The organism is Streptomyces sp. NPDC059567, from assembly GCF_042735655.1.
Taxonomy (GTDB): Bacteria; Actinomycetota; Actinomycetes; order Streptomycetales; family Streptomycetaceae; genus Streptomyces.
On record NZ_JBHWBS010000138.1, the window covers coordinates 1 to 14604 of the forward strand.

The 14604-nt window shown below is 73.5% G+C and carries 11 protein-coding genes; 6 read left to right on the forward strand and 5 right to left on the reverse strand.

Annotation, left to right across the window (positions count from 1 at the left end; genetic code table 11):
• Window positions 1-114 precede the first annotated feature (114 nt).
• A complete protein-coding gene (locus tag ACFVZW_RS34725) occupies window positions 115-1092 on the reverse strand; it encodes a methyltransferase domain-containing protein (protein WP_384530106.1) in 978 nt (325 codons plus the stop codon).
• A gap of 228 nt (window positions 1093-1320) precedes the next feature.
• Here ACFVZW_RS34725 and ACFVZW_RS34730 point away from each other — a divergent pair, with 228 nt between their 5' ends.
• From ACFVZW_RS34730 to ACFVZW_RS34755, 6 genes are all read left to right on the forward strand, one after another.
• A complete protein-coding gene (locus ACFVZW_RS34730) occupies window positions 1321-1725 on the forward strand; it encodes a globin (RefSeq protein WP_384530109.1) in 405 nt (134 codons plus the stop codon).
• A gap of 126 nt (window positions 1726-1851) precedes the next feature.
• Window positions 1852-5187 carry an FtsX-like permease family protein gene (locus ACFVZW_RS34735; RefSeq protein WP_384530112.1) on the forward strand — a complete coding sequence of 1112 codons (3336 nt, stop codon included), beginning with the start codon at window positions 1852-1854 and terminating at the stop codon, window positions 5185-5187.
• Window positions 5187-7979 (forward strand): FtsX-like permease family protein, encoded by a 2793-nt coding sequence (locus ACFVZW_RS34740; protein WP_384530115.1) that lies wholly within the window; start codon window positions 5187-5189, stop codon window positions 7977-7979. Before ACFVZW_RS34735 ends, ACFVZW_RS34740 begins: the two co-directional genes overlap by 1 nt.
• Complete coding sequence (locus tag ACFVZW_RS34745) at window positions 7976-8938, forward strand: ABC transporter ATP-binding protein (protein WP_384530117.1); 963 nt, start codon at window positions 7976-7978, stop codon at window positions 8936-8938. Before ACFVZW_RS34740 ends, ACFVZW_RS34745 begins: the two co-directional genes overlap by 4 nt.
• 121 nt (window positions 8939-9059) lie before the next feature.
• Window positions 9060-9803: a TetR/AcrR family transcriptional regulator C-terminal domain-containing protein gene (locus ACFVZW_RS34750; RefSeq protein WP_384530120.1), complete on the forward strand. Its 744-nt coding sequence runs from the start codon at window positions 9060-9062 to the stop codon at window positions 9801-9803.
• A 35-nt stretch (window positions 9804-9838) separates the two neighbouring features.
• Window positions 9839-10504, forward strand: a complete 666-nt coding sequence (locus tag ACFVZW_RS34755) for a hypothetical protein (protein WP_384530123.1) — start codon at window positions 9839-9841, stop codon at window positions 10502-10504.
• Window positions 10505-10507: 3 nt separating this feature from the next.
• On the opposite strand, the gene ACFVZW_RS34760 is transcribed toward ACFVZW_RS34755, so the two are convergent.
• From ACFVZW_RS34760 to ACFVZW_RS34775, 4 genes are all read right to left on the reverse strand, one after another.
• Window positions 10508-11176, reverse strand: a complete 669-nt coding sequence (locus ACFVZW_RS34760) for a hypothetical protein (RefSeq protein ID WP_384530126.1) — start codon at window positions 11174-11176, stop codon at window positions 10508-10510.
• The gene (locus tag ACFVZW_RS34765) at window positions 11173-11595 is read right to left on the reverse strand and encodes an acyl-CoA thioesterase (RefSeq protein ID WP_384530129.1); all 423 of its coding nucleotides are present in this window, start codon (window positions 11593-11595) and stop codon (window positions 11173-11175) included. The genes ACFVZW_RS34760 and ACFVZW_RS34765 overlap by 4 nt, the downstream gene beginning before the upstream one ends.
• Before the next feature lie 2 nt (window positions 11596-11597).
• Complete coding sequence (gene ettA / locus ACFVZW_RS34770; RefSeq protein ID WP_384530132.1) at window positions 11598-13262, reverse strand: energy-dependent translational throttle protein EttA; 1665 nt, start codon at window positions 13260-13262, stop codon at window positions 11598-11600.
• Window positions 13263-13531: 269 nt separating this feature from the next.
• A complete protein-coding gene (locus ACFVZW_RS34775; protein ID WP_384530135.1) occupies window positions 13532-14425 on the reverse strand; it encodes an NAD(P)-dependent oxidoreductase in 894 nt (297 codons plus the stop codon).
• Window positions 14426-14604: the final 179 nt, after the last annotated feature.

A 14604-nucleotide genomic window follows, 5' to 3' on the forward strand; every position in this document is an offset into this window, starting at 1 on the left:
GGGAGTCAACGCGGAGCGTTGGCGACCGACGACAACGCGGCGAGGCGCGGTGCCAGGCGCCGCGAGCCCGGCATGATCGGAAAGACACCCCCTAGGGTCCCGGCGACCCCGGGATCAGCCGCTCGGCAGTGGCCAGGCGTACGGCCCCTCGGGGTCGTCCAGCCAGGCCCACTGCCGGCCCCCGAGCACCGTCACCCCGAAGCGCTCCCGCTCGGGCCGCCGCTCGCGCTGCCAGAGCGAGAGCGCTTCGCGCGCGTCGAGGGTGTCCTCCGCCAGGGTGCGCAGGAAGCGGAAGCGCTCGTCGTCGTACACCTGCCGCGGCAGACCCATCGGTCGCCGCCGGGGGAAGCGGGCGTTTCCGCCGCGCAGCGCGACGAAGTACGCGGAGGTGGGCAGGAAGCGGCCCTCCGCGTGGGAGGCGTCGCGCACCCGCAGCAGGATCAGCCCGGTGGAGAGCGGGGCCAGGACGAGCGCCTCGGGGCGGCACTGGGAGAGCCAGGCGTACGGGATCGACGGCACCGTGCAGGTCGCGACGATCCGGTCGAAGGGAGCGCGGTCGGGGCAGCCTCGGGCGCCGTCACCGGTGATCACGGCGGGCCGGTACCCGGCGGCGGCGAGATGGACGCGGGCGGACTCGGTGATCTCCTCGTCCAGATCGACGGTCGTGACGTGCCCGGCGCCGAGCCGGTGGCTGAGCAGGGCGGCGTTGTAGCCGGTGCCTGCGCCGATCTCCAGGACGTCCTGCCCGTCCCGTACCTCCAGGGCATCCAGCATCTGTGCCATCAGCGAGGGCTGGCTGGAGGAGGTGAGCAGCTCCCCGTCCCGTACGCGGGTGGCCAGCGGCTCGTCCTGGTAGGCGCCGCGCAGCCAGCGTGCGCGACGGCCGGGGTCGGGGTCGCCGGACCAGAGCCGCTCGTAGCCGCGGGTCCCGGAGACGTAGTAGGAGGGGACGAAGAGATGGCGGGGCACCTCGGAGAAGGCCGTGTGCCAGGCGGGGTCGCGCAGAGCGCCGTACGCCTCTATCTCCCGTACGAGAACCCGTCGCGCCCGTGCGCCGTCCTCGGCGAAGCCGTCCTCCGGCTGAGCGCCCATGCCTCCACTGTCCTGCGCGCGCGGTGGGGAGGCGAACGGTCCCGGATGATCCGGTGGTCCTAGGGGTGTGTCGGGGGGGGGGGGGGGGGCGGGCGCCCCCCCCGCCCCGCCGGGCGGGCGGCGTGGGGGGGCTCGCCGAGCCCGCGCCCCCCGCGCCGCCCCGCCCCCCGCCACGAGATACCCCCTGGACCTCCGGTCCTCGGTCGGGGCATCTGAGACGATGGAACGGTGATGGAGATTCCGCGCGGCACACTTCAGGAGCAGACCTTCTACGAGCAGGTGGGTGGCGAGGAGACCTTCCGGCGTCTCGTCCGCCGCTTCTACCAGGGCGTCGCGGCGGACCCCCTGCTGCGCCCGATGTACCCCGAGGAGGACCTCGGGCCGGCGGAGGAGCGCCTCGTGCTCTTCCTGATCCAGTACTGGGGCGGCCCCCGCACCTACAGCGACCACCGCGGCCACCCCCGGCTGCGGATGCGGCACGCCCCCTTCACGGTCGACAAGGCGGCGCACGACGCCTGGCTGAGGCACATGCGGGACGCGGTGGACGAGCTCGGTCTGGCGCCCGAGCACGAGAGCCAGCTGTGGAAGTACCTGACGTACGCGGCGGCGTCGATGGTGAACACCGCGGACTGACGCATTCCGGTGTCGTGGCCCCGAATAACGGTCACGATCGAGTCAAGGTCCCCGTGCAAGCGGTTACCAGGGGCACGTGCCCTCTGAAAGCATCGGATGAACGTTCGGTGCGGTTCAGGGGGATGGGTGACCGGGTTCGTACTTCTGCGTGTCAGGGCACACCGGTTGCTGCTCGCCGCGGCGCTTCTCGCCGTCCTGCTGACCACCTCCGTGCTCGCGGCCCTCGCCGCCTTCTCCGGCTCCATCGGCGATGCCGCCCTCCAGGGCACCCTGCGGGGCCGGGCCGCGCCCGCCGCCGCGCTGGTGGTCTCGGCGCAGGTGCCGACGGGCAAGCGGGACGGCGCCGACGCGGCGACGCGTGAGGCGGCCGCCCGGACCTTCGACGGGCTGCCGGTGCAGGTGCGGAAGCTGGAGCGCTCGGGCCCGTACGCGCTGCCCCGGAGCCTTCAGGATCCGGGCGCGCGCCTGGGCGAACCGGACCTCACGCACATCGCCGCGCTCGACCGTTCGCGCCTCACGCTCGTGAAGGGCGCCTGGCCCCGCGACGGCGCGGCCGGGGGAACGATCGACGTCGCCGTGCCCGAGGAAGCCGCCGAGCGGCTGCGGATCGGACCGGGGACCGTACTCGATCTCACCGACCGGCTCGGCGGCAAGCCCGTCACGGCCCGCATCACGGGCGTCTACCGACCCACCGACCTCACCGACCTCTACTGGCAGCTGGATCCGGCGGGCGGGCGCGGGGTCCAGACCGTCGTGTTCACGACGTACGGCCCGCTGGTCGCCGACCCCGCGGTCCTCGGCTCCGGCCGTCTCACCACGGGCGAGACGTCCTGGCTGGCCACCGCCGACTTCGCCGGGGTCACCACCGGCCGGATGGACGCGCTGCGCGCCTCCGCCACGGCGGAGCCGAAGGCGCTCGCCTCCGGCACCTCCCGCTTCGGCTCCACCGTCACCGCGCACACCTCGCTGCCCACCGTCCTCGAACAGACCGACCGGGCCCTGCTCGTCTCCCGGTCTACGCTGATGATCGTCGCGGTGCAGCTGGTGCTGCTCGCCGCGTACGCCCTGCTGCTCGTCGCCCGGCTGCTCAGCTCCGAGCGGTCGGGCGAGACCGCGCTGCTGCGGGCCCGGGGCGGTTCGCGGCGCCGGATCGCCGCGCTCGCCGCCGTCGAGGCGCTGCTGCTCGCCCTGCCCGCCGCCGTGATCGCTCCGCTCCTCGCCGGTCCGCTGACCCGGCTGCTCGCCGACCGGTCCTCGCTCGGCGCGCTGGGCCTACGGCTCGACGACGCCCCCCTCGGCCAGGTGTCCCTGGTCGCGACGCTCGTCGCCGTCTGCTGCGCGGCCGCCGTGGTGGCACCCGCGCTGAGCACCGGGGACGGCGCGGTGGTGAGGCTCCGCAAGGGACGGACGGCCGCGCTGCCCGGGCCCGTACGGGCGGGGGCCGACATCGGCCTCCTCCTCGTCGCCGCCGTCGCCTACTGGCAGCTCGACCGGCAGACCGGGGAGTCCGGGGGTGCCGGTGCGCTCAGCGGCGACCGCGGGGGCTCCCTCGGCATCGACCCCCTGCTCGTGGCCGCGCCCGCGCTCGCGCTGCTCGCCGGCACCGTCCTGACCCTGCGGCTGCTGCCTCCGGCGGCCAGGCTCGCCGAGCGGCGCGCCGCGGGCGGCCGCGGGCTGCCGACCGCGCTCGCCGGCTGGCAGTTCAGCCGCCGGCCGCTGCGCGGCGCGGGCCCGGTGCTGCTGCTCGTGCTCGCCGTCGCGATGGGGATGCTCGCCATCGGACAGAGCGCCTCCTGGGACCGCTCGCAGGAGGACCGGGCCGACTTCCGTACGGGAACGGCACTCCGGGTCCTCGCCGGCGGCGCCCCCGACCCCACCCAGGCCGGGCGGTACGCCGCGCTGCCCGGGCTCGGCTCGGCCGCCCCCGCGCACCGCGCCACCACGGACCTCGCGGAGAACCGGACCGCGACCGTCCTCGCCCTGGACACACGGCATGCCGCCGACGGCATCCTGCTCCGCGACGACCTCGCCGACCGCCCCGCCTCCGCCCTGCTGACCTCGCTGACCCCGAAGGACGCCGCGCGCCCCGGGCTCGCCCTGCCCACCGGCAGCCGCGGCCTCGCCCTCGACCTGCGGCGCACGGCGCCGCCCGGCACGGCGACCGTCCAGGTGACGGTCGTCCTGGAGGACCGGCACGGCGTTCCGTACCGTCAGCTCCTCGGGCCGCTGCCCGCCGACGGCAAGCCGCACCGGCTCGCCCTCGACCTCGGCTCCGACGGGACCGGCCCGACGGCCGGCGGCGTGCTGCACCTGACCGGCGTGGAGCTGGACGGGCAGAGCGCCGACGGTCCGGGCGGGCGGCAGACCCTCGCCGTCGAGCGGCTCGTCTCCCTCCACGAGCGCGGCGCCGAGCGCCCGCTCGACATCCCCCGCCCCTTCGCCTCCTGGACCGCGGAGCACCGGACGACGGCGAACGGCGAGTGGCAGGATCCGATCCCACTCACCCCGGGCCCGGGCGGCACCGCGCCGCTCTCGGTCGGATACGACGTCGACGGCTTCTCCCGGACGGATCCCTTCGACGGTCCGGAGGACTTCAACGTACGGGTCGCCGCGCCGCGGCCCGCCCCGCCGAAGACGCTGCTCGGGGTGGCGAGCGACACATTCCTCGCGGCGGCGGGGGCGAAGAAGGGCGACGAGGTGGAGGTGTCGCTCGCCGGCCTGCGTCTGCGGGTGACGATCGTCGACAGCGTCCGGGAGTTGCCCACCACCGGCAGCGGCGCCCGGGCCGTGTCCGCGACAGCGCCGTCCGCCACGCCCGACGACGGGGGCGCGCTCCTCCTCGACCTGCATGCGGCCAACCAGTACCTCGCCGACGACCGCACCGCGACCCTGCCGCCCACCGAGTGGTGGCTGACCGCCGCACCCGGCCGGACCGACGAGGTCGCCCGGGCGCTGCGTGCCCGCCCGGACACCGACCCCGGCCAGGTGCTCGTGCGGGACGAGGCCGCCGCCGAGCTGCTCGGCGACCCGCTCGGCGCGGGGCCCAACGCCGCGCTGATGGCGGTGGCGGCGGCCGCCGCGGCGCTCGCGGCCGTCGGCTTCGCGGTCAGCGCGGCCGGCTCGACCCGTGAACGGTCCGCCGAGTTCGGGGTGTTGCGGGCGCTCGGTGCCCCGCGCCGCCAGCTGGCCCGGCTGATCGCCGCCGAACAGGGCCTGCTGGTCGGCATCGGCCTGCTGGTGGGCGTCGCCCTCGGCGCCGTGCTGACCCGGGCCGTCGTCCCCCTGGTCGTCCTGACCGGACAGGCGACCCGGCCCGTCCCCCGCGTCCTGGTCGAACTCCCGCCCGGACACGTGGCCCTGCTCCTCGCCGGGGTCGCCGCGCTGCCGCTGCTGATCGTCGCCACGATCGCGCTGCGCCGCACCGACCCCGCCGTGACCCTGCGCCACCAGGGGGACCAGTGATGCGTACCGCACCCGGCAGGAAGGCGACCGCCATGCCCCGCAAGCCCGCCCGCGCCGTGGCGCCCTGGGTGCGGACCCGGCTGCGGACCGCCCCCGGGACGGCATGGGCCTTCGCCCTCCTCGTCCTGGTCACCGCCTTCCTCGCCGCCGCCCTCCCCCGGACCGTCGACAGGTACGAGACCGAGGGGCTGCGGCACGACATCGCCACCGCCGCGCCCGCCAAGGCGGTCCTCGGCATCACGACGCTCCTTCCGCGGGTACCCGCGGAGGGCGGCATCGAGCCCGAGCGGCTGGCCAAGGACCGCGCCGCGCTGGAGGAGCTGCTGCCGGAGCCGCTGCGCGCCGACCCCCGGGAGTCGGTGCACGGGGTGCGGACCACGAAGCGGGTCACCGGACTCGACCCCTGGCTTCCCCGACCGTTCGGGATACCACCCGAGTTCACGATGGCCACACCGTCCGGGCTCGCCGAGCACACGACGGTGCGGGAGGGCCGGCTGCCCGCCGGGGCCGACGCGGCCAAGGGCACGAGCGAGGCGGCCGTCACCACGTCGACGGCGAAGTCCCTGAAGCTGAAGGTCGGTTCGGTGGTGCACGTGCCGACCAAGTTCTCCCCGACCCCGCTCGCCGTCACCATCACCGGCATCGTGGAGCCCGTGCGGCCCGCGGGCGCCTACTGGTCCGTGGAACCCCTCCTGCGGTCCCCCGTGTACGCCGTGGTCCCGCGCGGCGACGGCACACAGTTCTACTGGCAGGCCGCGCTGCTGCTCCCGCCCGCCGCCGGCCCCGTGCTCCTGACGGGCAGCGGTGAGCCGGAGCTGTACTGGCGCCTCGCGCCGGCCTCGGGCCATCTCACCGCGCAGGACACGTCCCGGCTCGGAGACGCGGTCGCCTCCATGTCCGGCGGCCCCGGCCTGGTGCGGGTCCGGGAGGCGATCGGCCGGAACGGCGCGGTCGACACCGACCTCGACGAGGTCGTCGGCGCCTACCGCGGGATGCGTACGGCGATCGCCCCGGTCGTCGCCGTCGCCGCGTTCGGCATCGGCGCGGTCGCGGCGGTCGTCCTCGCCATGACCGGCGGTCTGTTCGCGGCGCGGCGCGCCGCCGAGCTGGCGCTGCTGCGCTCGCGCGGCGGCTCGCTCGCGGGCATCGGCGTCCGGCTGCTCGGCGAGACGGCCGTCCTGGCCCTGCCCGCCGCCGGGCTCGGTCTGCTGCTCGCGACGGTCGTCCTCCCCGGCGCCCGCTTCCTGCCGGCCCTGGCCGCGGCCGGCGCGGTCGCGCTCCTGGCCACGCCGGCGCTGCCGCTGCGCGCGCTGTTCCTGCACCGCAGGCCGCTCACGCACGGCGGGCGCCAGGACCTGATCGACGCCCGCCCCTCCCGGGGCCGTACCGTCGCCGAACTCACCGTGCTCGTCCTGGCCGTCGGCGCGGTCGTGGCGCTGCGCCGACGCGGTACGGAGGATTCCGGGGACTACCTCGTGAGCTCGGCCCCGGTGCTGGTCGCGCTGATCGCCGCGCTGGTGCTCGTACGGCTGTATCCGCTGCCGCTGCGGTGGGCTGCCCGCCCGGCGCGCAGGCTGCGCGGCGCGGTGGGATATCTGTCGCTGGCCCGGGCCGGGCGTTCCTCGGCGACCGGTGCGCTGCCGCTGCTCGCGCTGCTCGTGGCGCTGACGACCGCCGCGTTCGGCGGCTCGGTGATCGCCGGGGTCGCCGACGCCCGCGACCGGGCCGCGCTCCTGGAGACGGGCGCGGACGCACGGGTCACCGGGAACACCGACGGGATGCCGCTGACGGACGGCCTGGCGACGGCGGTACGCGGGTCGGCGGGGGTGCGGGACGTGGCCGCGGTGCAGATCGAGTACGGCCTGCTGCTGCCGGCCGGGACGGGCCGCACGCAGGAGGCACGGTCCGCGGCCCTGGTGGGGGTGGAACCGGAGTCGTACACCCGTCTCGCCCGGCAGACCGGCTTCGGGCCCTTCCCCGCCGGCCTGTTGAAGTCCACCGGCACAGGCGGCCGGATCGACCACGACCGGATCCTGCCGGCGATCGCGTCCCCGGCGGTCGCGGCGCGGCTCGGCGGCGAGCCGCAGAGCGTGACGGCGGCCGCGGGTGAGTTCAAGGTGCGGATCATGGCGGTACGGGCCGCCACCCCGGCCCTGCCCGGCGGGGACTTCCTGCTGGTCAACGCCGCCGATCTGACGAACCGGACGGACACCGCGCTGCTGGCGTCCGGCCCTTCGGTCGACGGGAAGGCGCTGCGGGCCGTGGTCGCGGCGAAGTCCCCGAACTTCTCGGTGGTGTTGCGGACCGAACGGCGGGCCACCTATGTGGACTCGCCGATGCAGTCGGGCGCCGAGCGGATCTATCTGGCGGCGATCGGCGCGGGCGCCGGCTACGCGGTGCTGGCCGTGCTGCTGTCGCTGACGCAGTCCGCGCCGGAGCGGGCCATGCTCCTGGCCCGGCTGCGGACCATGGGCCTGACCCGGCGGCAGGGCCGGCGGCTCCTCGGGCTGGAGGCGCTGCCGCAGGCGCTGCTCGCCGCGGTCGGCGGCACGCTCGTCGGCTGGGCGACGATCCTGCTGCTCGGGCCGGGAGTGGACCTGGTCCGGCTCTCGCTGGCGGCGGCGCCGGGGTTCGGCGTCCTCGACGGCGCGACCCTGCGGGCGGACCCGTGGTCGCTGGGGCTGCCCGCGCTCGGCGTGGTGGTCCTGACAGGGGTGGCGGCCGTCCTTCAGGCGTGGTGGTCGGCGCGCACAGGCTCGATCAAGGAACTCAGGGCAGGAGACGCACGATGACGGACATCAGCCTTGCGGAGCTGGAACAGCGGGCGACCGCGCACCGCGACCGGCCCTCGTACGGGCACGACGCCCTGATCGCCTGCGACCGGCTCGTACGGATCTTCACCACGGACGGCGTGGAGGTGCAGGCGCTCCAGGGACTCGATCTCCTGGTGAAGGAGGGCGAGTTGATGGCCCTGGTCGGGGCGTCCGGCAGCGGCAAGTCGACCCTCATGAACATCCTGGCGGGCCTCGACGTGCCGACGGCCGGCGCGGCGAAGGTCGCCGGCTGCGATCTGCTGGCCATGGACGCGAAGGCGCGGCTGCGGTACCGGCGGGACGTGGTGGGCTTCGTCTGGCAGCAGACGGCGCGCAACCTCCTCCCGTATCTGACGGCGGCGCAGAACGTGGCCCTGCCGATGCAGTTGCGGGGCGGCCGGGGCCGAGCGGGGCGGAAGGGCGAACGGGCGGAGGAGCTGCTCGCGATGCTGGACGTCGCGGACTGCCGGGACCGGCGCCCGCACCAGATGTCCGGCGGGCAGCAGCAGCGGGTGGCGATCGCGGTCGCGCTGGCCAACTCCCCCTCGGTGCTGCTGGCGGACGAGCCGACCGGTGAACTGGACTCGGCGACGGGCGAACAGGTCTTCGCGGCCTTCCGCCGCGCCAACGAGGAGCTGGGCACGACGATCGTGATCGTCACCCACGACCAGGCGGTAGCCTCCGAGGTCCGCCGCACGGTCGCCATCCGCGACGGCCGCACCTCCTCGGAGGTCCTGCGCCGCACGGAGGTCGACGCGGAGGGCCAGGAGTCCCTGGTGGCGCGCGAGTACGCGATGCTCGACCGCGCGGGGCGGCTGCAGCTGCCGGCGGAGTACACGGAGACGCTGGGCATGGAGCACCGGGTGATGCTGGAGCTGGAACAGGACCACATCGGGGTGTGGCCGGACGACAAGGGGCCGGAGGGCGCGGCCGGGTGACGGGGCGCCGGGGGCGGCTCTCGCCCCCGGCGGGCTTCGCCACGCACCAGGGGACTGGTATGCGCTTCTCTTTATGGCGTACGCTGAGTTTATCGCGTAAACACAACCTGCTGGAGTGCCCATGACGCGCGCAGACCGGAGTGGCCGTCCCGCCACGCCCCACGACCTGAGCGCGGTCGCGGACCTCCTGTGGCGCGCCGACACGGAGGAGCAGCCCGAGGACCGCCCCCGGCTCAGCGTCCGGCGGATCGTGAACGCCGCGGTGGCCGCCGCCGACGCCGAGGGACTGGCCGCCCTCTCGATGCAGCGCGTCGCCACGGAACTCGGCTGCACGGCGATGGCCCTCTACCGGCACATCCCCGGCAAGGATCAACTGATCGCGGCGATGACCGACTTCGCGACCGGCCGTCCACCGGCGCCCCCGTCTCCCCAGGCCGGGTGGCGCGCCGAGGTCGAGGCGTGGGTGGCGTCGCTGTGGGACCTCTATCTGCGACACCCGTGGATGCTGCGGGTCCCGACGTCGAGCGCACCGGTCGGCCCGAACGAACTGGCCTGGTTCGAGGCGCTCCTGAGACCGCTGGACCGCGCGGGCCTGCCCCGTGAGGAACTGATCCCGCTCGCCACCTTCGTCTCCAGTGCCGTTCGCGACCTGGCGCGGGTGGCCACCGAACTCGATCCCGAAAGCGCCGCCGCGTACGGCGAGGTGCTGGCCCGGCGGCTCGACCCGGAGCGCTTCCCCCTCCTCTGCTCGCTCGCGGGCGAGGAGGGGCTCGACGAGGACGAGGACGGCGACGTCACCCCGATCGTCCGCCATGGGATCGCGCGGCTGCTCGACGGCATCGAGGCCGCGGCCGCACCCCACTGACCCCCGACACCTGATCGACCGAGGAAGGGACCACCATGGACGACCTACGGATACGACGGATGATGGGTGCCTGCGGCATCGCCGCCGGCCTGCTCGCCGCTGTCGGCGTGCCGCTGTACTTCGTGTACTCCGGAGCACCGCCGGCCTCGAACGTCCTCGCCAGAATCCTGCTGAACATCCTGACGTGCGGGGCCCTGTTGGTCTTCCTGACGGGGTTGCGTCATCTGATCCGCGGCGCCGGCCCGGCGTTCGAGTGGCCGGCGAGCCTCGTCTTCGGCGCGGGCACGGCCTACGTCACCGTCACGCTGGTCGCGGCGTCGATCGAGGCGGGAACGGTGCTGCAGCGTCCCGACGGGACGCTGGATCCCACCGTCGACGGGCCGCTGGCCCACGCGAACATGCTGCTGCACGGATCGGTCGCCAGGCTTCTGACGGCGGTCCTGCTGGTGGCCGCGGGGTACGCGATCCTGCGCAGTGGGGTCCTGCCGCGCTGGGCCGGGTGGAGCGCCTACGCCGTCGCGGCGGTCAACGTGGCCTTCGTACCGTCCCTGTTCTTCGGGACGGACGCGGCCGACTTCTACAGCGCCGTCGGCTGGGGGAACACGGCCCTGACCGCGGCCCTGATCGTCTACTGGGCCCTGGCCGTCGGTGTCGTGGCCGTCCGGCGCAGGCCCTCCCGGGGGTTCACGCGGCTCGCCTGAAGGTCAGTGCCTGTGCCGCGAGGTCGGGGCGACGGTCAGCGACATCGGGACCATACGCAGGGCTATCGAGCCGTACGGGGTACGCAGGCGCAGCCAGGGGCCCGAGGTGAGGAGCGCCACCGGGACCTCGTGCGGGGGCAGGAAACCGAGGGACTGCGCCGCGTGCACGGCCCGCAGCGGAAGCCCGGTGTCCGCGACCGTCCGCGACCAGATCTCGCGGCCGATCCGGTCCCGCTCCGCCCGCGTCCGGCGCCCCTCGGGCAACTCCTCGTCCCGCGCCCGGAATTCGGAGACGGCCGCTGCCACCGCGCCGCGCAGTGCCACCACTCCCGGCACTCCGGTCACCGGCTCCCAGCCGCCCCGCGGCGGCAGGACGCCGGTCCACGGCGGTCCCGTGACGGCGTCGGGGACGACGGCCTTGCCGGCCGACTCCTCGACGCCTTCGAGGAGTTCACCGGCCGACACCGTGACGTCCAGCTCCACCTCGTCGACAAGCCGCGCCGTGCGGATGGCCAGCACCTCGAACGACGGCGGCCGGCCGAACACAGCGAGCGCGCCGCCCCCGGCCTGAAGGCGGACGGCGGCGGCGCGGTCGTAGTGGATCAGCCGGGCCAGGAAGGCGGCGAGGTCCGCCGCCTCCCTGGCGTCGGCGAAGTGCAGCGGCGCGATCATGCGGCGGCTGTCATCCCGTCGTCCATGTACTCCTCGAGGAACGAGCGCTCCTCGGCGGAGATACGGCGCGGCCGCTGGGCCTCCAGGTCGAAGGGGACGACGATCGTGGAGGCCCGGACGTACGTCACGTCCGGGTCCTTGATCTCGTACGCGATCGTCAGGGACGCCGCGCCTATCTTCGTGACCCACGACTCGATGGTGACCGGCTGGTGCCGGTGCACCAGCGGCCGTACGTAGTCGATCTCGTGCCGGGCCACGACGGACCCGCCGGAGAACGACGGTGAACCGTCGCCCGGCGCCAGCCGGAACATGAAGTCGATCCGCGCCTCTTCCAGGTACCGCAGGAAGACGACGTTGTTGACATGCCCGAAGGCGTCCATGTCCGACCAGCGCAGGGGACAGCTGTAGATGTGACGCACGCTCAGCCTCGGGTCAGCTTCTTGTACGTGGCGCGGTGCGGACGTGCCGCGTCCGCGCCGAGCCGCTCGATCTTGTTCTTCTCGTAGGACTCGAAGTTGCCCTCGAACCAGTACCACTTCGACTCACCCTCGTACGCGAGGATGTGCGTCGCGACCCGGTCCAGGAACCAGCGGTCGTGGGAGATGACCACGGCCGCACCCGGGAACTCCAGGAGCGCGTTCTCGAGCGAGGAGAGGGTCTCGACGTCGAGGTCGTTGGTCGGCTCGTCGAGGAGCAGCAGGTTGCCGCCCTGCTTGAGGGTGAGCGCGAGGTTCAGGCGGTTGCGCTCACCGCCGGAGAGGACGCCGGCGGGCTTCTGCTGGTCCGGCCCCTTGAAACCGAAGGCGGACACATAGGCACGGGACGGCATCTCGACCTGGCCGACGTTGATGTAGTCCAGCTCGTCGGAGACGACGGCCCACAGCGTCTTCTTGGGGTCGATGTTGGCGCGGCTCTGGTCGACGTACGAGATCTTGACGGTCTCGCCGACCTTGACGGAGCCGGAGTCCGGGGTCTCCAGGCCCTGCAGCATCTTGAAGAGCGTGGTCTTGCCGGCGCCGTTCGGGCCGATCACGCCCACGATGCCGTTACGGGGCAGGGTGAAGCTCAGGTCGTCGATGAGGACCTTGTCGCCGAAGGCCTTCGAGAGGTTCTCGACCTCGACGACGATGGAGCCCAGGCGCGGGCCCGGCGGGATCTGGATCTCCTCGAAGTCCAGCTTCCGCATCTTGTCGGCCTCGGCGGCCATCTCCTCGTAGCGAGCGAGACGGGCCTTGGACTTGGCCTGACGCCCCTTGGCGTTCGACCGCACCCACTCGAGCTCTTCCTTCAGACGCTTCGCACGCTTGGCGTCCTTCTGGCCCTCGACCTTGAGGCGGGTGGCCTTGTTCTCCAGGTAGGTGGAGTAGTTGCCCTCGTAGGGGTGGGCGCGACCACGGTCGAGCTCCAGGATCCACTGGGCCACGTTGTCGAGGAAGTACCGGTCGTGGGTGACGGCGACGACGGTGCCGGGGTACTTGGCGAGGTGCTGCTCCAGCCACTGCACGGACTCGGCGTCCAGGTGGTTGGTGGGCTCGTCGAGGAGGAGCAGGTCGGGTGCCTCGAGGAGGAGCTTGCAGAGCGCGACGCGGCGCTTCTCGCCACCGGAGAGGTTGACGACCGGCCAGTCACCGGGCGGGCAGCCCAGCGCGTCCATGGCCTGCTCGAGCTGCGCGTCGAGGTCCCAGGCGTTGGCGTGGTCCAGGTCCTCCTGGAGCTTGCCCATCTCCTCCATGAGCGCGTCCGAGTAGTCGGTCGCCATGAGCTCGGCGACCTCGTTGAAGCGGTGAAGCTTCCCCATGATCTCGGCGGCGCCGTCCTGGACGTTCTGGAGGACGGTCTTGGACTCGTCGAGCGGGGGCTCCTGGAGGAGCATGCCGACGGTGTAGCCGGGCGACAGGAACGCGTCACCGTTGGACGGCTGCTCAAGACCGGCCATGATCTTGAGGACGGTGGACTTACCGGCACCGTTCGGGCCGACCACACCGATCTTCGCACCGGGCAGGAAGCTCAGCGTCACGTCATCGAGGATGACCTTGTCGCCGTGCGCCTTGCGCGTCTTGCGCATCGTGTAGATGTACTCAGCCAAGAGAAACCGTCCGGCAAAGAGTGAGTGGGCAGGTACACCCCATCTTGCCTGACCGCCACCCCTGGGAGCGAACCAGTACCTGGGGGAGCCCCTGACCTGCGGGTTCCTGGATCACCCTCGTAGCGGATCTGTCACCGTCGGTCGCCAGGTCACCCCAGGAGCCCCGTCGCACGGCCCTCAGCCGGCCCGCACGCCCGCGTCCGGCGCGTGCGGGCCGGTGCTGGGACCGGAAGCGACTTCGCTCAGCGGACGGCGTCGCCCATCCGCGCTCACTTCTCCCTGAAGTGCTCGATCAGACGTGAGTAGCTGTCATTGGCATGACCGTTCTCCACGGCCTTGCTCACGAGGTCGAGGGTGTAATTGGGGAAGTCGGCGTCGATGTTCCGCGCCTCGCTCTCGCGGACCAGGTCCTCGAGCGAGGGCCGGTGGTGCTGGAGCGCTCCGTACTGCGTCGCGTACTCCCCGCGGTCGACCTCGTCGGCGATCATCGGGAACGACGCCATCAGCGCGGCGACGGACGGGCCGGCGTCGTCCAGGAACCGCTTCGCCTCGATGCCCTCGCTGGACAGCAGGGCGGCCGCGTGCAGGAATCCGTTGAGCGCGCCCCACATGGTGCCGTGCACGGCCATCCCGTACAGGGCCGGTACGCCGGCGTCGGCCGAGATCAGCGTTCCCCGGCCGCCGATGAGCCGGAGCGTCGAAGGGAAGTCGCCGAAGACGGCGTCGGAACCGCCGTAGAAGATCACCGTCTCCGCTCCCCCGATGCCGGGGGCGATCGTCATGATCTGTCCATGGAGATACCGCGTGCCCCGGCCCCTGACCCACTCGGCCACGGCCCTGGCCTCTTCCGACGTCCCATCCGTGAGGTTGAGCACCGAGCGGCCGGCAAGCGCGTCGCCCGACGATTCCAGAACCGCGCGGGCCGTCGCGTTGCCCTTCACGCTGACGATCACAAGAGGGCTGGCGGCAACGGCGTCACGGACGCTCGCGGCCCGCTCGGCCCCCTTGGCGACCAGGCGGTCGGCCTTCTCCGGCGTGCGGTTCCACACCGTGGTCGCATGCCCGCCGTCCAGGAAGGCCTCGGCAAGCGCGAAACCCATCTCGCCTAACCCGATCACGGTCACGGCCGGCTGGGCATCGGTTCGTTCTGAAGCGGTGTTCATCGAAGTCGCTCTCTTCCGGGTTGCGGTGGTGCTGCGCGAAACGCTCACGCTAAAACCTGAACCGAAGTTGAGGTCAAGCACTCCCAGAGCGCTCACGCCGACCGTCCCGAGAGCGGCGGGGCGGCGGCCCCGGAGGGTGTCAGGGGGTAGCGAGACGGCCCCGGTGCGCGGTGCGCACC